This window comes from Gordonia polyisoprenivorans, assembly GCF_017654315.1.
GTDB lineage: Bacteria > Actinomycetota > Actinomycetes > Mycobacteriales > Mycobacteriaceae > Gordonia > Gordonia polyisoprenivorans_A.
In genome coordinates, this window is sequence record NZ_CP072203.1 from 1,799,772 (window position 1) to 1,819,477 (window position 19,706).

The following is a 19,706-nucleotide window of genomic DNA, read 5'->3' on the forward strand; positions in this document are numbered from 1 at the left end:
GTGGTGTTCAGCGTTCGTGGGCTTCTTGCAGGACGACCCGCCCGAGTTGGGAGTATCGGCGCGGGGAGCGGACCCGTAGGATCACCGCCAGCGCTATCCCGCCGATACCCACGACGCCGACGATGTACGGGATCGCATGGAACACCCAGTCGGTCGACGCGGTACCGGCGGCGAACGACGCGTTCTTCGCGAGTAGATAGATCACGTACAGCATGCCCAGCCCGCCCAGCAGTGGGGCGACCAGTGTTCGGAACCAGTTGGCGGTCTCCGGATGCTGTTTCTGCACATGGAAATACGAGATGACTGCGAATGCTGCGAGTGCCTGGACGATCATGATGGCAGTCGTCCCGAGCAACGCCATCAAACCGTACAGCCCGGTGTAGGGGTCGCGGCCGGTGACGGCGAAGAACACCACGATCACGGTCGCGACTCCGGTCTGGAGGAATCCGGCGATGTGCGGTGAGCCGTGCACCGGGTGCGCCGCGCCCAACGTCTTGCGCATGCCGGGGATGACGTCCTCACGGCCGATCGCGTAGATGTAGCGGGCCGCGCAGTTGTGAAAAGCCAAGCCGCACGCGAACGATCCGGTCATCAGCAGGATGTGGAACATGTCGACGGCCCACACTCCGAGGTGCTCACGCACCGGTAGGAAGAATATCTCGCCGGCCGTGTTCGAATCCTGAGCCAGGGCTACGGCATTGTCGGGTCCGGTGCCGACGATCGCCAACCAGGACACCAGCACGTAGAACACGCCGATGCCGATCACCGAACTGAGCACCGCGATCGGAATGATCTTCTTCGGGTCCTTGGACTCCTCGCCGTACATCGCGCTCGACTCGAAGCCCACCCATGACCAGAACGCGAAGAACAGTCCGACGCCGGCCGATCCGGCCACGGCGATCGGTGATCCGCCGGCGCCGGTGACTATGCCGCTCAGGCTGTGAAAGCCGTTGAGTGGGTTGAGCGATCCCCATGACCAGCCTTGTGGTCCGCCGCCGGTGGCGAGGACCGACACCGCGAGAAGCGTCAGCATGGCGATCTCGGTGATCAGTAGGATGCCCAGCACCTTGGCGGCCAGGTTGATGTCGAAGTAGCTGAGGATGGCGTTCACGGCGAGCATCGCCAACGCCAGGAGGATCCACGGGATGTGCACACCGAAGAACGTGTTGAGCAGATCCTCCCCGAAGAACGAGAAGATGCCCACCAACGATGCCTCGAACACCATGTACGCCAACGCCGTCAGGAATCCCGCTCCCAGTCCGACGATTCTTCCGAGCCCGTGCGAGATGTAGCCGTAGAACGCGCCGGTGGCGGTGATGTGACGTGACATCGCCGCATAGCCGACCGCAAACAGGGTCAACACGATGGTGGCGACCATGTATCCGGCCGGCGCATAGGCGCCGTTGCCGAATCCGACCGAGATCGGCACGTTGCCGACCATGGCGGTGATTGGTGCAGCGGTGGCGACCGCCATGAACAGTACGCCGACGAGCCCGACGGCGTTGGGTTTGAGTCGCTGGACGGCGCTCGCGTCGGTGGGTGTCGTAGAGGTGGGTGAGGAATCGACGGTGTCGCTCATCTGAGGGTCTTTCGCAACTGGCTGCCTGGTGGCAGGGCGAGGGCTGGGAGTCGAATTGGTCTGGTTAGCGACTGTGATGACCGGACCGATTGGAGGTTGTCGTGCACGAGGTCGATCGACACGATCACGAATTATTGGCACACGAGTCGGCGCTGGTCAAGTGCTGAGATCGCCGCGGAGACAACGTGTGTTACACGTAGATTGCCGATGTCGGGTTGATGAAACGATTCGGTGAAGTGCTCACTATTTGGTCTGTTCTCCGGTTGTTGAAGACCGCGGGTTCGCTCATCCTGAGCCGATGCAGGAGGCGACGGCTCAGATACGTGAGCGGACCGAACTCGCCGACGGCTACCGTGCGTTCGCGGTGGCGGCGGCACCGCGGTACGGGTTCGACAGGGCGGATGTGCGGCTGCTCAGCATCAGCGAGAACGGCACCTTTCTTCTTGACCAGGACGGCCGGAAGCTGGTGATGCGCGTGCACCGACCGGGCTATCACTCGCGTGAGGCCATCGAGTCGGAGCTGGCGTGGATGGCGGCGCTCGCCGAGTCGACGCCGATCTCCACGCCGGGAGTGGTTGCTGGGCTGGATGGTTCACTGTTGACGCCGATTCAACTCGGGGCCGAGAGGCGCTTCGTCAGTGCCTTCGAGTTCGTCGAGGGCGTCAATGGCGAGGCCCCGACCGCCGACGTCGGTTTCCGAGACCTCGGGGTGATCACCGCCCAGCTGCACGAGCATGTCGAAACCTGGCGGATGCCGGCCGGTTTCACCCGATTCCGATGGGATCTCGACGCCACGCTCGGTCCGCAAGCGCGTTGGGGTGACTGGCGTGCCGCACCCGGTCTCACCCGCGATCAACAGATCCGGATCGGCCACGCGGTCGACACGCTCTCGGCCCGGCTCGACGCCTACGGTATGGGCCGCGACCGCTTCGGACTCGTGCACGCCGATCTCCGGCTTGCCAACCTCATGGTGCACGACGCAACGATCACCGTCATCGACTTCGACGACTCCGGATGGTCCTGGTATCTCGCCGATCTCGGCGCGGTGGTCTCCTTCGTTGAACACACTCCGCAGGCCGAGACGATGATCGGCGAGTGGGTGTGCGGTTACCGGTCGGTGCGGGCACTCGACGCCGAGCATCGCGCAATGATCCCGACCTTTGTGATGCTGCGCCGCGTCATGCTCACCGCTTGGATCGGCAGCCATCCGGAGGCCGACTCCGCGTTGGCCGCAGGCGACTTCGTCTCGGGCACAGCGGAGATCGCCGACCGCTACTGCCGAGATCGTACGTGGTTGGCCGAGCCGTGTCAGTTGGTATGACGATTGTTTTCTCGAACAACCCTCGTCCCGGGTGGCGAGCGAAAGGAGTAGCCGATGTTCTCGCTCGCGGGTAAGTCCGTGGTGGTCACCGGAGCCAGCAAGGGGATCGGGAAAGGTATCGCGTCGGTGTTCGCCCGCGCCGGCGCGAGTGTCGCCGTTGTCGCCCGCAATGATGAGCAGGTCGCTACCTGCGCGGCCGAGCTCGACGCGCTCGGCACCGGACGAGTGATCGGGGTCATAGCCGACGTGTGCGATCCGAAATCCTGTATAGCCATGGCGGGCACAGTGATCGACGCATTCGACGGCATCGACGTGGTGTGCGCCAACGCCGGGATCTTTCCGGAAGCGCCGCTGGCGACGATGACCCCGCAGCAACTCGACGAGGTTCTCGACGTCAACGTCAAGGGCACCGTCTACACGGTGCAGTCCTGTCTGGACGGTTTGCGAGCCTCGTCGGCGGGCCGGATCATCCTCACCTCGTCGATCACCGGTCCGCTCACCGGCTTTCCCGGGTGGTCGCATTACGGTGCCTCCAAGGCTGCGCAACTCGGTTTCATGCGGACCGCCGCCGTTGAGCTCGCGCCACACGGCATCACCGTGAATGCGGTTCTGCCGGGCAATATCCTGACTGAAGGGCTCGTCGAGATGGGGGAGGACTACATCGCGTCGATGACTCGCAGCATCCCTGCGGGTACCCTCGGCCGCCCCGACGACATCGGATATCTCGCCGCATTTCTGGCCACCGACGAGGCCGCCTACATCACCGGTCAGGCGATCAGTGTCGACGGTGGACAGGTGCTGCCCGAAACCCCGGAAGCGGTGCTGTCCCTCGACTCCGCGACCTCCTGATGGAGGAGACGAAAGGCGGCCCGGTCGCCGAGGACGTCCGACGCCGCATCCTCGCCATGCTCGGGCGCGGTGAGATGGGTCCGGGCTCGCGACTCGGTTCCGAACGTGATCTGGCCGAGGCATTCTCGGTGTCGCGGTCGACGTTGCGCAGTGCCCTGCTCACCCTGTCCCAAGCCGGCATCGTCGAACGCCGTCCAGGGCGTAGCGGCGGCATCTTCGTGCGCGCCGGAGTGGTCGAACGTGTCGCGGGCGAACTGAGCAGCCTGCCCGAGCGGCTGCTCACCGGTGGGCACACCAGCCGATCGCAGGTGCTGGCCACCGAACGGCGCCCGCCCACCATGGTCGAGGCGCGATCGCTGGACATCGACGAACGCGACGAGGTCCTTCTCGTGCGGCGGTTGCGTTTCGCCGACGGCGTGCCACTGTCCGTCGACACCGCCTGCGTCGTCGCCCGACTGGTGCCCGATCTGCTGGACCAGCCACTCGGGGGATCACTGTATTCGCTTCTCGACGAGCGTTATGGGTTCCGTCCGACGACGGCATGCGAGACCATCGAGGTGGTGATGGCCAATCCGCGGGAGGCGCACTGGTTGCAGATCCCGCGGAATCGGCCGCTGCTCGCGGTCAGCCGGGTCACCCGTGACCAGCGTGGACAGCCCTTCGAGTACGGCAACGACCTGTTCCGCGCCGATCGGGTGCGGCTGGTCGCGGCCACCAACACCGTCGTCGGCCGTGAGAGCCTGGCCGCCGACGGCCTGGTGGAGCGGGTGGTGAGTGTGTAGCGGTGCGGCGAGCGATGAGGAGCGACAGATGGACGACTACTACGACCTCGGCAGCTACACCCGGGCGGTGACCACCACGTCGCCGGACGCGCAACTGTGGTTCGATCGCGGCCTGATCTGGAGTTACGGCTTCAATCACGAGGAATCGGTTGCCTGTTTCGAGCGCGCCCTGGCCGCCGATCCCCTTTGCGCGCTTGCCCATTGGGGCATCGCCTATGCACTGGGACCGAACTACAACAAACCATGGGAGTTCTTCGACGCCGACGACCTCACCGATACCGTCGCACGATCCCACCGGGCGGTGACCAGGGCGCAAGAGCTGGCGTCGTCGGCGACGGCCGTCGAGGCGGCGCTCATCGGCGCCCTGCAGTTCCGCTATCCGGCTGCCTCGCTCGACGGTCCTGCCGGCGATGCAGACACCGGCAGCGTGTGGAACCACGATTACGCGATCGCGATGCGCGAGGTCCACCGACGTTTCCCCGAGGATCTCGACGTCGCCGCACTGTTCGCCGACGCCCTGATGAACCTCACGCCGTGGGAACTATGGGACATCCGGACCGGCGAGCCGGCACCCGGCTCACATGCCGTCGAGGCGCAGCAGGTGCTCGATGCCGCCCTCGAGTTACCGGGTGGTGCGACACATCCGGGGTTGCTGCACATGTACATTCATCTGGTCGAGATGTCGGCGAGTCCGGAGTCGGGCCTCGCCCACGCCGATGCCCTGCGTGACCTCGTCCCTGACGCCGGGCACCTGCAGCACATGCCCACCCATCTCGACGTACTGTGCGGCGACTACCGACGCGTGGTCACCTCCAATGCCCGCGCCGTGCTCGCCGACGAGAAGTTCCTGCGCCGCGAGGGCCCGATGAACTTCTACACCCTATACCGCTGCCACGACTATCACTTTCAGGTGTACGGTGCGATGTTCTCCGCGCAGTTACAGGTGGCGCTCGACGTCGCGGCGCGGCTTGAGGCCACGATCCCCGAAGAGCTGCTGCGCGAGGAGAATCCGCCGATGGCCGACTGGCTCGAGGGATTCCTCGGCGTCGGCATCCACGTCGACGTCCGCTTCGGCAGATGGCAGCACCTCATCAACAGGGCGCTACCCGCCGACCCCGACCTCTACTGCGCGACGACCGCAATGGTCCACTACGGCAAGGGCGTCGCCCATTCGGCGCTCGGGCACGTCGACGACGCCGAGCGCGAGCGTGAGCGGTTCATCGCGGCCCTCAGCCGCGTTGCCCCGACCCGCACGCTGTTCAACAACACCTGCAGCGACATCCTCGCCGTCGCCGGGGCCATGCTCGACGGTGAGCTGGAGTACCGTAAGGGAAACCACGACAATGCTTTCGCGCATCTTCGACGAGCCATCGAACTCGACGACACCCTGCCCTACGACGAGCCGTGGGGCTGGATGCAACCCACCCGGCACGCCTACGGTGCACTCTTGCTCGAGCAGGATCACGTCTCCGAAGCGGCCGCGGTGTACCGCGCCGATCTCGGCCTCGACGACACCCTTCCGCGGCCGTTGCGTCACCCCGGCAACATCTGGGCGCTGCACGGATACCACGAGTGCCTGACCCGCCTCGGTCACCATGGGGACGCCGAGAATATCCGGCAGCAACTCGAATTCGCCCAAACAGTCGCCGACGTCCCCGTCGTCGCGTCATGTCTGTGCCGGTGGTCGGTGTAGGAGGCGATCCGAAACCAGCTTCGGCACAGGCAGTCTCGAGGCTCGCCGCACGCGGCTCGCACCTCGACCATCGGGCGGTGAGCCGCTTGCCGATACCGGTGGCCCTTTCCTCCGATGGTCGAGGTGACCTTCGCCCACTCAGCCCGCCGCCGACCCCACCGGCGTCACCCGCCCCTCCGGCACACCCCACTGCACGAGCCGGGGCCGCCAGCGCGGCGCGTTGGTGGCGATTGCGGTCGGGGGGACGAGTTCGCGCAGCACACGGCGCAGGATCAGGTAGGAGACGACGGCGACGAGGATGGAGAAGACGTTGAGCGCCACGCCCTCCTGAACCACGTCGGTGAGGGTGAAGTCCTGGTCGGTGACGGTGTTGGTCGACCCGTGCCGGCCGAATGATCCGATGCCGTCGTGCACCGAGTGCAGCACTGCAGCGGTGAGCCATCCGAGGAAGCCGATCTTGGTGAGCACCCGCCCGGATCGGTGTGCTCCGAGCCAGATGGCTGCGGCGGCGATGCTGGCCCACAGCGGATGTCCGATCTCGGTGAGCGGACGCGTGACCGCTTGCAGCAGATGCGAGTTGGTGCCGTTGCCGCCACCCATGTATTGGATGGCCTCGCCGATGCCGAACACCGACCCGCTGATCAGCACCATCAGCACCCCACGCCGAGGGTCGCCGAATACCGAACGTGCGCAAATCAACAGGATCAGCGGCACCGCGATCTTGCAGGTTTCCTCGATGGGCCCGGACAGCCACAGGTCGACCGCGAAGGGCAGGTGCAGGTGCGGTTCGAGGAGCCCCTCGATGGCCGTCGCGACGCCGATCGCCACCGCCCCCGACACCACGCCGACGACGATCGTCAGGGGGAGCCGACTGAGCTCGGTGAACCGCAGATGTGGCGCGAGGAGTGTGACGATGCCCGTCATCACCAGCACGACGCCGATCGCCGCGGGCCACACCCACCAATGCCCGGAACCCGAATTGCCGATTATTCCGAAACCGATGGCGACCACCATTCCGGCGACGATCCACCAGAACCATTGATGTGTCAGAAAACGCCACGGACGGCGATGCCACGCAGGTGGCGAGGATACCGAGGAATCAGACGTGGATTCGCCGGTCCATCCCATTCCGTCCCAGCGTGCGGTGGTCGATGCGGCACCGTAGGGATACCAGCCGGGCGGCGGTACCAGCGAGTTTGTCAAGGTGGTCTGCTTTCGTCGCACGAGTGACAGTGATTCTCGCACGGTGCTGCGCGTTCTGCGGAGGTATTCCTCCAAACGAGGGAATGTCCGGTGCGCGCGGAATCCTGCTATTCCGCAATGAGGGCAATCGAACTGCGCATCGGGCTCACCGCCGATATGCTCGACGCATTCTGTGAAGTGGCGGGGGCCTGAGCTGGAAAGGTGGCCCGGTGGCGGCTGCGTCGAACGGTATCGGTGCTCGGATACGCGGATGGGGCGCACGGTCCCTGAGTATCCAGTCGAAGCTCCTGGTGATGTTGCTCACGGTGTCGGTCGCCTCGGTGGTGGCGTGCGGCATCATCGGCTACCTGTCGGGGACGTCGTCGTTGCGTAAGTCGGTCAACGACAACCTCACTCAGGTCCGTGAGTCGCGGGCCTCGCAGATCGAGACCTTTTTCCGCACCACCACCGACACCGTCGCGACCGTGTCCCACGGGCAGACCGTCATCGCCGCGACCCGCGACTTCAGCGCCGCCTTCGACCAGCTCGAATCCGACCCGCCGGCACTCTCGTCCGCCGATCAGGCAGGCCTGGCCGACTACTACCGCACGGTGTTCGCCCCGACGCTGCAGAAGGCGACCGGCAGCACCGTCGACCCGGCGATGTTCCTCCCGACCGATCCGGCGCAGGCCTACCTGCAGTCCAGGTACACGGTTCCGCCGGCCGGTGACTGGGACAAGGCGATCGCGGTGCAGTCGGCCGGTGATGCGAGCCAGTGGTCGCAGGTACATGCCCGCAACCAGCCCTACTTCCAGGATCTGACGACACGCTTCGAGTACGAGGACACCCTGCTCATCAACCGGCAGGGCCGCGTCGTCTACAGCGCCTACAAGGGCGTCGATCTCGGTACCGACCTGCGCTCGGGTCCCTTCCAGAGCAGCACGCTGGCCGCCGGATTCGCCAAGGCTCTCAGCGCCACCTCCGCCGATTCCACCGTGGTCACCGACTTCTCGTTCTACCCACCGGCACTGGGCAAGCCGGTGGCATGGGTGCTCTCCCCGGTCGGCGCGGGTAACGACGTCGAGGGGGTGATGGCCGTGCAGATCCCGCTCGACGGGATCAACGCGGTGATGACGGGTGACGGCCAGTGGTCACAGGACGGGCTCGGTGAGACCGGTGAGACCTTCCTCGTCGGCTCCGATCATCTGATGCGCTCCACTTCACGCATGCTCGTGACCGACCCGCAGCGCTACCGCTCCGAGGTGATCGATGCCGGCACCCCCGCGAGCGTTGCCGACCGCATCGTGGCCAGTAATAATCCGGTTCTGCTGCAACCGGTTTCGGGTGCGGCCACGACCGCGCTCGCCAACAAGACCGGACTCACCGAGACCACCGACTATCTCGGCAACCAGGTACTCACCGCCTATCGGCCGGTCAGCATCGCCGGCCTCAACTGGGTGCTGGTGGCGACCATCACCACCGACGAGGCACTTGCCCCGGTCGACGATTTCGCCCGCAACATCGCGCTGGCCACCGCGGCCATCGTGGTCATCGTGTGCCTGCTGTCGTTGCTGCTGGCGCGCGTGTTCACCCGACCGCTGAGGACCCTCAACGCCTCCGCGCGTGAGGTGAGTGCCGGCAACTACGGTGGCACGGTCGCCCTGCGCAGCCGCGACGAACTCGGTGATCTGGCAGCGTCGTTCAACGCGATGAGCCGCAGTCTGGAGACCAAGCAGGCGCTCATCGACAAGCAGCGCGAGGAGAACGACGAACTTCTTGCCACCCTCATGCCCGAGACCGTCGCGCAACGTTATCGTGAGGGCGAAACCCAGATCACCGAGGACCATCGCGACGTGACGGTGGTGTTCGCCGAGCTCGCCGGTCTCGACGACTACACCAACGCTCTGCCCGCCGACGACGCCGTCGCCATCCGCTCGGCATTCGCCGACAGCGTGGAGTCCGCCGCGCGCGCCCATGGCCTCGAACGCGTCCAGACCCTGCGCGGCGGATTCCTCACCTGCTGCGGGCTGACCGTTTCACGGGTGGACCACATCGACCGCAGCATCCGCTTCGCCCTCGACGTCGAGCAGACCGTGCGGCGTCTCAACGCCCAGTTCGGTACCGAATTCGCCCTACGCGCCGGCATCGACTCCGGTCCGGTCTCGGCCGGACTCGTCGGCAGCAAGTCCATGGTCTACGAATTATGGGGTGAAGCACTCGAATTGGCGTACCGGGTGCACGGGGTCACCGGATCGCCGGGCATCTTCGTCAGCGATCGGGTCCACGAAGCCCTCGCCGCGATCTACCCGTTCACCGAAGCTGGAACCGCCGATGGCCAACCCGTCTGGGCTCTCGACGAGGACGCCGCGCGATGAGTGGCATCACCGGGCAGAGTTGGTTCTGGCCCGCGGTCGTCATCGTCGTCGGACTACCGATCAGCCTGATCCTGCTCGGTGAGCTCCATGGTGCGCTGTCGCGACGGCAGAGCGCCTTTGCCCGACCGGTCGCGTGGCTGCGTGGATTCGTCATTCCGGTTCTCGCCCTATGGCTTCTGTTGCGTGAGATCGACGGCGCCGACGTCGATGTGACGTTCACCCGAATCGTGGCAACCGTCTTCGGGTTCGCGGTGATCATGCTGCTGCTGTACGGTATCGACGCCGTGCTCTTCGGCAACCCGGAACCGGGAACGTGGCGCGACCGGATGCCGGGCATCTTCATCGACATCGCCCGTTTGATCCTGGTGGTCATCGGGTTGGGTGTTCTGCTATCGACGGTGTGGGGCACCAACATCGGTGGCTTGTTCGCCGCGCTCGGTGTGACCTCCATCGTCATCGGCCTTGCGCTGCAAGGTGCCGTGGGGCCGGTGATCGCAGGCTTGTTCCTGCTGTTCGAGCAGCCGTTCAAGATCGGTGACTGGCTCGAGACCGCTGCCGCGAGCGGGCGTGTGGTGGAGGTCAATTGGCGTGCGGTACACATCGATACCGGCACCGGTCTGCAGATCATCCCCAACGCGCAACTGGCCACCGAGTCGTTCAAGAACCTGTCCCGCACCACCGGCGCCCGCTACACCACCGCGCAGACGTTGACCTTTGCCGTCAACGATCGTCCCGACGAGGTGTGCGCCATGCTCATGGCCGTGGCCGCCGAGATCGCCACCGCCGACGCCGCACCGACGGTCCGCGCCGACGCCGCTGGCGAGTTCCGGGTGACACTGCCGATCAGCGGGCCCGCCGACGCCGGCCGAGTCAAAGCCGATCTTTGCCAACGCGTGTGGTACGCCGCCAGGCGTCACGGGCTGCACCTCGACGAGGCCGAGTACGTCTACCCGGAACCACCCACCGTCACCGGTGTCCGTCGGATCGCGGTGAGCCTCGGCATCCCGGTGCAGTCCGCCGAGCCGCTGGCGGCGGCGTCGCAGATGTTGCGCCACGCCGCCGGTGAGACCGTCCAACCGGTCGGACAGATTCCGGGTGCACTGTTGGTGATCATCGACGGCACCGTCGATCTCGTCGTCGACGCGCGCGGCGAGACCTTACCCGTGGCGCAACTGTCCGAGGGCGACTTCCTCGGCGTCACCACCTTGACCCGTCAGCCGGTGCTCACTCGGGCGCTGGCCGTCACCCAGACCGCGGTGATCGCCATACCGCGTGAGGTGGTGGAGACCGCCGTGCGTGAGCATCCCGAGCTCGCGCGCCGTCTTGGAGCGGTCATCGACCAGCGGCGGGAGGCCGCGGCGCAGGCGCGGGGCTGAGGCCGACGACCGGAATCATCTTGGGGCATCGACGCTTCGGCCGACCAGGGCCCGCAGGTTGGTCATCATCCGCCAGGTCATCACCGCGCTGATGACGCCGGTGACCTCGATGATGGCCCGCGTGGCGCGGTTGCTCGTGGCGTAACGCTCCCGCAGATGCAGGCGGGTTGCGGACGATCCGGTCGTGGTGGTGACGGGTTTCAGGCAGAACACCCAGGTGGTCTCGAAGTCCATGTCGCCCGGGGCATCCGCGCCCTGGGAGGACACGACGAGCGCGTGTCCGGGTTGCACCTCGGCCACGCGCAGGGCGACGTCGGGGTGCAGTGTGAATCGGTCGCCGACGGCCACGTCCTGCCATTCCGGATGGATGCGGTCGGCGCCGGTGATCTGGCAGCCAACGAGGTTCTCCAGCCCTTCGAATGAGTAGAAGCCTGCCTTGTTCTGTCCGAGCTGGGCGATCCACGGCCACACCGCCGACGGTGGCGCCGCGATGGTGCACGCGCGGTCGTTCTGCACTTGCGCGCCCGGCAGGAGGTCGTCGCCTGGCAACGCTGCCCGGGCTTCGGCAGCCGTTGCGCCGAGCCGGCGGTGCGCTCCCGTGGCCACCACCGCGGCGAGCCCGGCGGTCGCAGCCACGATCGGTGCGACCACAGTGGCTGTGGCCGTTCGGCGTATCGACATGGTGCCTCCTCAGTGGAGCGGCGGTGGTCTGAATCTACTCGAGGAGACTCGACTCTCGATACTGTTCATGTTCACTGACCTACTCGACGATCACCTTTCCGTAGCCGGCGATGAAGTCGGCGATCGCGTCCTCGCCGGCGAGGGCTCGCATCATCGCCGCCAGCCCGCTGGTGACGGCAACGTCGTTCTCGCCGTTCGCGATCACCGCATACGGTTTGATGCACCCGCTCTCGGGATCGACGAAGTCTGTGTAAGCCGCGGCCACGTGCGGAGGCAGCGGACCGACTCCGCTGAGCACGTTGTAGAAGGCGGTGTTGCTGTTGTCGCCGTGGAGATGGGCCACGGTCCCGTCGGGGTTGATCGTGACCGACGTATCGGTCGGTGGACCGATCAGCAGGTCCTTGAGTCGCCCGGTGAGGCCGGTGGCGTCGGCCAGACCGGTGGCGTCTTCGCCGAACGGCGCATACCCACCCGCGGTGGACAGCAGCGTGAACATCTGGTCAACGGACTCGGACTTGCGTTGATAGGCTTCGGCTGCGGCCTCGCGGCCGTATTCGTCGAGGGTGGCCAGCTTGATCCCACGATCGACGATTCCTTCCAGACGCCCTGCGGTGATGAGCTTTTCGTTGGCGTCAGGGTTCTGTCCGAAGTCGCGTTCGAGCTCGAGCTGCGTCAGCATGACGCGGCTGTTGATGGCCTCGCCGGCCTGTGGATCGGTGTTCAGGGCGGCGATGATGTTCGACGCGCCCCGCAACGTGTCTCGATCGAGACTCTTGACATCGAACCCCGGATGCTCGTCTGTGCCAACAAGATCGGGCAGGTATTCACCCATGCTGAGCGCCAGGCCGCGCACCAGTGCCGGGTTCACCTCGCCGAGGGATTGCCCGTCGGTGCCCGGGATCGCCGACATCAGTTTCCATGCAGCATCACTGGCGGTGGCGCGGGCCACTGACTCCATGATGTCGCCGGCCCGGGTCGCGCGGATCACGTCAAGCGGATCGTCGGCGTTCTCGACGCGCATCTCGGTGTCGGCGAAGGTGAACATCAGCGCGGCATTACGGCCGTCGTCATCCCACTGGTGGGTCAGGACGTCGGTGACGAACTGCATGCCCGTCTGCGGGTCGGCGACAGCGGCGTTGATGGCGATCGTGTCGGACGAGAGCGCCCCGATCATTCCCGTGGTGAGTGACTCGTCGCGCATGCGGCCACGGCCGTCGACGGTGTACGACGGATTGTTCGGATCCTGTTCGGCGAGAACCTGTCCGTGCAGATAGGTCTTCGTGGCGTGCATCAGCGCGTGGTCGAGGTCGGTGCCCATCCCGTACTGCCGCTCGCCCATGCCGACGATGCGGCTGATCGCCTGATTGTCGGCGACCCCGTTCAGGCTGTAGGAGTTGCCGCCCACGCTGGAACCAGGGAGTCCCGGAGTGCTCTTCGTCCCGAAGACGAGGAGATCCTTGCGCGTGAGCGAGGCGCGCATCTGCGCGGGGAGGACGGCCAGGCCGCCGGTCGTCGGAACCTCCGGATCGCCGGTGACACTTGCCGTCACATCGTGATGCGACGAGATTTGCATGATGTTGACCAACCCGCTCTGGGCTTCGGGTGGGAGGGCACCCAGGATGGCTTCGATTTCTTGCGGTGACTTCCCGTCGAGTCCCCGCAACAGCGTGTTCATGTACTCCATGTGTGACGCCGAAATGGTCACCGGCGCTCCGGCTTCGAGTGCGGTGACTTGTTGCGGATCGAGCCTTCCGGCCTCGACGAGTCGGCGCAACGCCTCCGGCGACAGCGTCGACGGATCGGTCGCGAGTGCTCGGCCGTCGACGCCGCCCTCGGTGCTGCCGATCGAGTCGGCACTGGTGAATCCGGAGATGAGACCGGATCGAATGCCCGCGAGGCCGTTTCGGACGTCGGTGTCGGCGGTGATCACATCGGCGACGGCGCTGGTGATCGCCTGGGTGTGGGCAACGATCGCATCCCGGATCGCCACTGTCATCGGACCGGCGGCGCGTGGGTGCGCCGTGAGGTGCTCGTCGACCGTGAACCCGGACGCCTCGGCGGTCGCGATCGCGGCGCGTGCACGCCGGAGCGGGGCGTCGATACTCCAATACCCCTGTGTCGCTCGATCGGCCAGATCGGTCAACGTCTGGGCGGCGGTACGCGAAGCCCGCAGATCGGATTCGGCGCGAGCGACCGCGGCATCGGCGGCAGCGCCGGTCCAGTGGGTGCCGTTGTTCATCGCGACCGTGGACCGGTAGCGGGTGAACAGGTCCTCGATACCCGTACCCATCGTCGTCCAGGCCCCGGCGAGGTCGAGCAGTGCCGACGCGTCGTAGGCGAGGACCTCGGATTTCGTCAGCGAGCAGATCATGCCGGGTCCGTCACATCCCACTCGCCGGTCGCCGCGGTGTAGAGCGCCGCGATCTGTTCCGCGTTCTGCTCATCGGAAGCCTCGAACTGCCGCGCCACGTTGATCATCACGTCACCGGTTTCGCTGAGCCGCTCCCGGATTCCCGGTATCAGCACACCGGAGACGACGGCGTGAGCGATGTCGAGCGCCTCGTCGACGGCCTTGACCAGACCCGGGCGGGCCGCGCTGACGGCGTCTTGCCCGGACGTGGCCGGCAATATCATCGCCGCACCCGCCAGACCGTGTAATTCACCTCCGAGCGACCGCAATCTGTCGAGATCTGCTGCCACAGTCATGTCGTCCCCCCGGTGCCGAGCAATGCGTGCCGGAAGCCTATAACGCGCACATCGGCCATCGGCGGGTCGTGACGAAGCCTGTGGATAACTCTGGCCACCAACCTGTTTCGTCCATGAGATACGCGCTTGGTGCACCACCCGGTAAGCGCTGTGATCGAGCAGGTCAACGACGATCGGAGTCCGATCGAAATCGTGTCTCGGAAGGGCAATGCGGTGCTGATGTCGGCCGACGAGTACGCGGCGTGGCAGGAGACGGCCTACCTGATCAGGTCCCCGGCCAACGCCCGCCGACTGTTGGAGTCCTACACACGTGCCTCCGTGGGGCAGACCGAGGTGCATGACCTCGACCGGACTGACGAGGACGGCTGAGTGCGTCTGGTCTGGGACCAATCGGCGTGGGAAGACTATGTGCACTGGCAAACCGCTGACCGGCGACTACTGAAGCGGATCAACACTCTGCTCGACGCGTGCCTGCGCGATGAATTCACCCCCTGGCCCCGACGGGCAGCTACCGCGCCTACTACCAACCGTGGACCGGTGAGCCGACCGGCGTGCCCGAGGCCGTCATCGGCCACGACGGCATGACGATCCGCGCCGCCTGGAACGGCGCGACCCGCGTCACCCAGTGGCGAGTGCTGCACGGCAGCACCGCCGCCAACCTGACACCGCTGACGACCGCCGCGTGGAACGGCGCGTCGACGCCGATCACGCTGCCGCAGAAAGCTTCCGGCTACTACCAGACCGAGGCGCTCGACTCGGCGAGGAAGGTGATCGTGCGGTCGGTGCCGTTGTCGGCGGAGTGAGATCACCCGCGCGTCTGTCCACCTTTTGGGGGACCGATGTCGCATTGTCGCCGCCCGTTGCGTCGGGGCCCGTACGGTGGAGTTGATGCGACAAGTGAGGGGCTCCGCATGAGGCGACACGCCACGACCAAGCGATCCACGTCGCGCCGAGTGGCCGCCGCGGTGCTTGCCGTGTGTCTCGCGTCGAGCGGAGCGGCCGTGGTCGGTGCCGGAGCGGCGCACGCGGTCAACCCCGATCGGCTGAGGTCCGGATGCGTGTGGCGCACCGCCGAGGATCAGGCGAATCATGTGCAGACCTGCAGTTGGCACTCGGAGTCGCTGGGCCGCGAGGTCACCGTGCAGGTACGTCCGTCCGATCAGCAACCCGGCCAGACCGAACGAGGCGTGTACTTCCTCGACGGGCTCGGCTCTACCCCGGCCTACAGCTCGTGGTCGTTGCCGATCGCCGGTGCGGTCGAGAACTACAGTCCCGCAGACAATCTGGTGATGCCGACGGGCGGGTCGGGGGAGTGGATGACCAACTGGCGCACCGCGCCGACCGGTGCCGCGTCCGCGCCCCAATGGGAGACCTTCCTCAGTTCGGAGCTCCCGTCTTACCTGTACTCGAATTTCGATGTCGGACAGCGCAACAACGCGATCGTCGGGGTGTCGATGTCGGCGGCACCGGCGATCATCACCGGACTCGATCACCCCGAGACGTTCTCGGTGATGCGCGCCTACTCCGGTTACTACGAGACCGATAGTCCGCTCGGCTGGCTCGCGATCCCACTGATCCAGATCAGCCGATCGGGCATCACCAACGGGCTGTGGGGAATGTGGGGTGCTCCGTTGAGCCCCGGCAACAGCTGGGCGCACAACAGTGTGGCGCGCCGACTCGTCACCGAGCCCGCCCCACCTCAGACGATCATCGTGTCGACCGGCAACGGCACCCTCTCACCGGCCGAGATCGCCGCGCAGAACGCTGCCACGGCCACCGTCTTGCGTGAGCATCCCGAACAACTCCCGGCATTCCTGCTCTCCTCGGCCGACGGTGTGATCGTCGGCGGAGCGCTCGAATCGGCGGCGTTCGGCTCCACACTGCTGCTGCAGGCAGCGACCACCGCTGTCGGGCTTCCGGTGCGCTACCGCTTTTCGAGCGGCGGTCACAACTGGCTCGCGTGGGGCGACGACGCGCACGCCGACGCAGAGGAGGTCGACGCCGCGCTGGATGCGGCAGCGGCCGGTACCTCGACGACATCGACTCAATCCCCGTCAGTCGCGCCCACCTCGCCCACGCCGGCGAGTCTGGTGAGCCCGGCCAACGTCGAGCGCGAGCTCTCGTTGTTGCCCGCGACGCTTCCCGCACCCGTGCGCGACGCGGTCGATACTGCGGCCACGGCCATCGGGTCGCTGGCTCCGCATCTGGCGCCGGCGATCACCTCGACGCACCGCTGAGCCGGTCGGGGTCACCAGCGAAGGCTGTTATCCGGCAACGAATTCCAGATCCGGCCACTGCGCCAGGATCGCGTCGATGACGCTGCGGCGCAGATACCCGATGTCGTCGTCGAGCGTGACGCCGATGGTGTCGAGTCCGTCGGCGATGTCGCCGTAAGTCACTTCCGCCGTCGAATGCGGCACGAGAACGTAGTAGTAGGTGCGCGCGGGTGAGGCGTCGTAGTCGATCCACTTGTGGATCACCTGCCCGGGTTCGGATGCGATGCAGCGCCGCTTTGCCCGGCCGCGGACCTTCCACACCAGCACCACGTGGTTGCCCTCGGCGTAGACGTCCTGAGCCGTCGTGCGGTCGCCGTCATTGCAGAATACTGCGATGTAGGGCTTGCCGACGGTGGCGTTCTCTTCGGTTGTCGCGTCGTGCTTTTCGACCAGCAGGTCGCGCTCGAACTCCGCTTCGGCAGACATGTCGTCGACCGCTGACACCTGCGTGACGAACAGTGTCGACGGTCGAGGCCATTGGTGGACCTCGTGGGTGTGCTCCTCGGGCGCCTGCTCGTCCGGCAACTCCTCGTCGCCCGGGAGGGTCACGGTCGACTGATCGAAGATGTCGCACAGCTCGCGGACCCGGGCGATCGTCAGCGGTGTGGCTCGCTGTTTCCAGTCGGCGAGGCACGAGCGCGCTTCGTCGACCGTGTCGGGACTGTCGGTCAGCACGACTGCCTCCTGCAGCACGGCCTGCGAGCGGTCCGAGACGTTGGCCGACCCGACGGCCACGAAGGCATCGGAGTCGTCGGTGGCCTCACAGAGCAGCATCTTGGCGTGCAGATGCGGCAGCGAATACACCCGCACGTCGGCCTTGAGCCACGCCAACAGCGAATGGGGGTTGGTCGACTTCTGTTCCACGGCCCGGACCGTGGCGTCGACGATGATCGACGACCCGGATCGCAGCGGAAGGTGGGTGTGTGCGTCGGCGCCCACGTGAGCGATCGCCGCGGTCACCGAATGCTGTCGAGCGGCGATGAGGGGAGTGAGTTGGGTCCACACCGAACCGGTGAGGAGTCGGGCCGTGCGGTTGGTGCCAAGTCCGAGGGTGTCCACGAGGACTCACAGTAGTCAGTCGGTCAACAGATGGTGGCGGGTCAGCATCTCGATCGACTCCTGACGATCGCGTTCGATGTGGGCGTAGGCCACGCTCTCCGCCAGACGCTCGTTGCCGGTCTCGATGACCTCGACGATCTCTCCGTGATCGCAGTGCGCACGAGCACTGTCGAGGTCGGAGGTCATGTAGAACAGCCACATCATGCGCCCGGCGAGCGAGCGCATCATCGAACGCATGAGTGCGTTGCCGGTGAGGTCGGCAATCGTCTCGTGGAACTCCGTGCTCTGTTGTGCCACGAGGTAGGCGTCGCCGGTCGTGAGGCCTGCGTCGGCGTCTTCGAGCGCGCGGCGGAGCGCATCCGATGACGCTCCGCCGGCGATCTGCCGCGCCGCATAGCGAGCCGCACCCACTTCGAGGCAGAGCCGCATATCGAACAACTCGTGGGCCGAGGTCACTGTCCACGATGACACGATCGCGCTGCGTCTCGGCTCGGTCCGGACGAAACCGTCGATCTCCAACTGGGGTATCGCCTCACGGAACGGAACGCGGCTGACCTTCAGCTCGGTGGCGAGTCGTTGCTCGGCCAGCCGCGATCCCTGAGGGAGCCGACCCCGGATAATGGATTCCTTCAGCGTCGAATAAATCTGCGCGGCAAGCGAATCCGTCTGGTCCACACCATTGTGTCCCCTCGGCATGGGTCAGTTCCTTCCTTCCGTGCTCGGTCGGTACACATCTCGCCCGGGATCAGACTCCGAGGGCATCAAGCGTATGCTGTCCGAGCTCCTTGCGTGAGATGTGCATTCCCGCCGACGTATTCGCTGTGGATGGGGTCTGCGTCGCGGCGAGACCCGGAACCGGGGTCAGCGGGGCGTCGGGGTTGGGCTGTTGGAAGAAGACCACCGATTGCCGCCCGGCGCCCGCGTTCGCGCCCGACGACCACGTGACGCGATGCGGGGTCGCCGTCAGTCGGCCGCCCGTCCAGAACTCGAGGACATCGCCGACGTTGAGGACCAACGAGTTCTCGATCCACGGCACCACCCACCAGTGTCCTTGGGCGTACACCTCTAGGCCGCCGGGCTCCGACGGCCGGTAGAGCAGGGTGAGGGCTCCGTGATCGGTGTGGGTGCCGTTGGGAATGATGTCGTCGTGGGCCACCGCATCACGCGGCGGGTAGTTGTTGTAGGCGAGATTGCTGAAGTGCCGGTCGAACATGGCGGTGAAGGTGTTCTGCGGCAGGTCATATGCGTCGGCGATCAGCTCCAGTAGGCGTGCGCCGAGTGCGTCCATCGCCCGGTAATAGGTCTCCCACACCTGCCGCATGTCTTCGGGACGCTCGGGCCACAGGTTCGGCCACCGCCAGAGGCGGCCCTGCCCGGTGTCGGTGGCGAAGTCGTCGACCGGATCAATCCTGTTGATCAGGAACGACTCCATCGCGTTGAAGGTTCGTGCGCCCTCGGCGGCCTCGGGAACCGGCTCGTAGCCGCGGATGATCTCCGGCGCCGGGAATCCCACGCTCATCTTTTCTTCGCGGGGCAGTGCGAAGAACTCCGTCGACGTCGTGCACATGTCGGCGAACGCGGACTCGTTGATCCCGTGACCGGTCACCACGGCGAAACCGGTTTGCGTGAACGAGTTCAGCAACGTGGTTGCGACGGAATGCACGTCGGCGGCACTGGCAGTGGGCGATACGGCGAGGGAGATGTCGACGACCTCGACCTCGAAGACACCCTCGCTGGGCGTGTCGTCCACCCCGGCGGTGGTCCGGTATTCGGCGCTCGGCGCCAATGAGTGATCGGAGGTGTTCATGGTTCTCTTTCTGGTGTGGT

At 66.1% G+C, this 19,706-nt stretch carries 18 protein-coding genes; 10 read left to right on the forward strand and 8 right to left on the reverse strand.

All coding sequences use genetic code 11. The annotated features are described in order from the left end of the window. Positions 1–7: 7 nt before the first annotated feature. Positions 8–1,579: an APC family permease gene (locus J6U32_RS08175; protein WP_208794588.1), complete on the reverse strand. Its 1,572-nt coding sequence runs from the start codon at positions 1,577–1,579 to the stop codon at positions 8–10. Positions 1,580–1,877: 298 nt separating this feature from the next. Between J6U32_RS08175 and J6U32_RS08180 the strand changes: the two genes are divergently transcribed. From J6U32_RS08180 to J6U32_RS08195, 4 genes are read left to right on the forward strand one after another with little or no spacing between them, the layout of a single operon-like run. Further along, on the forward strand, positions 1,878–2,900 hold the full coding sequence (locus J6U32_RS08180) for a phosphotransferase enzyme family protein (RefSeq protein WP_244332701.1): 1,023 nt from the start codon (positions 1,878–1,880) through the stop codon (positions 2,898–2,900). Between the two features lie 54 nt (positions 2,901–2,954). After that, positions 2,955–3,749, forward strand: a complete 795-nt coding sequence (fabG, locus tag J6U32_RS08185) for a 3-oxoacyl-ACP reductase FabG (RefSeq protein ID WP_208794590.1) — start codon at positions 2,955–2,957, stop codon at positions 3,747–3,749. After that, complete coding sequence (locus tag J6U32_RS08190; RefSeq protein ID WP_208794592.1) at positions 3,749–4,531, forward strand: GntR family transcriptional regulator; 783 nt, start codon at positions 3,749–3,751, stop codon at positions 4,529–4,531. The genes fabG and J6U32_RS08190 overlap by 1 nt, the downstream gene beginning before the upstream one ends. Positions 4,532–4,559: 28 nt before the next feature. Then, positions 4,560–6,224 (forward strand): tetratricopeptide repeat protein, encoded by a 1,665-nt coding sequence (locus J6U32_RS08195; protein WP_208794594.1) that lies wholly within the window; start codon positions 4,560–4,562, stop codon positions 6,222–6,224. A 138-nt stretch (positions 6,225–6,362) separates the two neighbouring features. Here J6U32_RS08195 and J6U32_RS08200 read toward each other — a convergent pair whose 3' ends face one another. Next, positions 6,363–7,427, reverse strand: a complete 1,065-nt coding sequence (locus tag J6U32_RS08200; protein ID WP_208794596.1) for a PrsW family glutamic-type intramembrane protease — start codon at positions 7,425–7,427, stop codon at positions 6,363–6,365. 209 nt (positions 7,428–7,636) lie between these two features. Between J6U32_RS08200 and J6U32_RS08205 the strand changes: the two genes are divergently transcribed. After that, the gene (locus J6U32_RS08205) at positions 7,637–9,781 is read left to right on the forward strand and encodes an adenylate/guanylate cyclase domain-containing protein (RefSeq protein WP_208794598.1); all 2,145 of its coding nucleotides are present in this window, start codon (positions 7,637–7,639) and stop codon (positions 9,779–9,781) included. Continuing rightward, positions 9,778–11,157, forward strand: a complete 1,380-nt coding sequence (locus J6U32_RS08210; protein WP_208794600.1) for a mechanosensitive ion channel domain-containing protein — start codon at positions 9,778–9,780, stop codon at positions 11,155–11,157. Before J6U32_RS08205 ends, J6U32_RS08210 begins: the two co-directional genes overlap by 4 nt. A 15-nt stretch (positions 11,158–11,172) precedes the next feature. Here the strand turns inward: J6U32_RS08210 and J6U32_RS08215 are convergent, their stop codons facing one another. The 3 genes from J6U32_RS08215 to J6U32_RS08225 form a co-directional block, all read right to left on the reverse strand. Further along, the gene (locus tag J6U32_RS08215) at positions 11,173–11,838 is read right to left on the reverse strand and encodes a hypothetical protein (RefSeq protein WP_208794602.1); all 666 of its coding nucleotides are present in this window, start codon (positions 11,836–11,838) and stop codon (positions 11,173–11,175) included. A 79-nt stretch (positions 11,839–11,917) separates the two neighbouring features. Beyond that, positions 11,918–14,209, reverse strand: coding sequence for a hypothetical protein (locus tag J6U32_RS08220; protein WP_208794604.1), 2,292 nt, complete (start codon positions 14,207–14,209; stop codon positions 11,918–11,920). After that, complete coding sequence (locus J6U32_RS08225) at positions 14,206–14,544, reverse strand: hypothetical protein (RefSeq protein WP_208794606.1); 339 nt, start codon at positions 14,542–14,544, stop codon at positions 14,206–14,208. Before J6U32_RS08225 ends, J6U32_RS08220 begins: the two co-directional genes overlap by 4 nt. A gap of 126 nt (positions 14,545–14,670) precedes the next feature. On the opposite strand from J6U32_RS08225, the gene J6U32_RS08230 reads away from it, so the two are divergent. The 4 genes from J6U32_RS08230 to J6U32_RS08245 all read left to right on the forward strand — a co-directional run bounded on the left by J6U32_RS08230 (position 14,671) and on the right by J6U32_RS08245 (position 16,781). Continuing rightward, entirely contained in the window at positions 14,671–14,913 is a 243-nt protein-coding gene (locus J6U32_RS08230; RefSeq protein ID WP_208794608.1) for a type II toxin-antitoxin system Phd/YefM family antitoxin, read from the forward strand. Between the two features lie 39 nt (positions 14,914–14,952). Continuing rightward, positions 14,953–15,129 carry a type II toxin-antitoxin system YoeB family toxin gene (locus tag J6U32_RS27820; protein ID WP_244332899.1) on the forward strand — a complete coding sequence of 59 codons (177 nt, stop codon included), beginning with the start codon at positions 14,953–14,955 and terminating at the stop codon, positions 15,127–15,129. Then, positions 15,096–15,347 (forward strand): hypothetical protein, encoded by a 252-nt coding sequence (locus J6U32_RS08240; protein ID WP_244332703.1) that lies wholly within the window; start codon positions 15,096–15,098, stop codon positions 15,345–15,347. Before J6U32_RS27820 ends, J6U32_RS08240 begins: the two co-directional genes overlap by 34 nt. A gap of 108 nt (positions 15,348–15,455) precedes the next feature. Next, positions 15,456–16,781 (forward strand): alpha/beta hydrolase, encoded by a 1,326-nt coding sequence (locus J6U32_RS08245; protein WP_244332706.1) that lies wholly within the window; start codon positions 15,456–15,458, stop codon positions 16,779–16,781. A 27-nt stretch (positions 16,782–16,808) separates the two neighbouring features. Here J6U32_RS08245 and J6U32_RS08250 read toward each other — a convergent pair whose 3' ends face one another. The 3 genes from J6U32_RS08250 to J6U32_RS08260 all read right to left on the reverse strand — a co-directional run bounded on the left by J6U32_RS08250 (position 16,809) and on the right by J6U32_RS08260 (position 19,686). Further along, positions 16,809–17,879, reverse strand: a complete 1,071-nt coding sequence (locus J6U32_RS08250; RefSeq protein ID WP_208794609.1) for a phospholipase D-like domain-containing protein — start codon at positions 17,877–17,879, stop codon at positions 16,809–16,811. A 15-nt stretch (positions 17,880–17,894) separates the two neighbouring features. After that, a complete protein-coding gene (locus J6U32_RS08255; RefSeq protein ID WP_208794611.1) occupies positions 17,895–18,554 on the reverse strand; it encodes a GntR family transcriptional regulator in 660 nt (219 codons plus the stop codon). Positions 18,555–18,624: 70 nt separating this feature from the next. Beyond that, positions 18,625–19,686 carry an isopenicillin N synthase family dioxygenase gene (locus tag J6U32_RS08260; protein WP_208794613.1) on the reverse strand — a complete coding sequence of 354 codons (1,062 nt, stop codon included), beginning with the start codon at positions 19,684–19,686 and terminating at the stop codon, positions 18,625–18,627. Positions 19,687–19,706 lie beyond the last annotated feature (20 nt).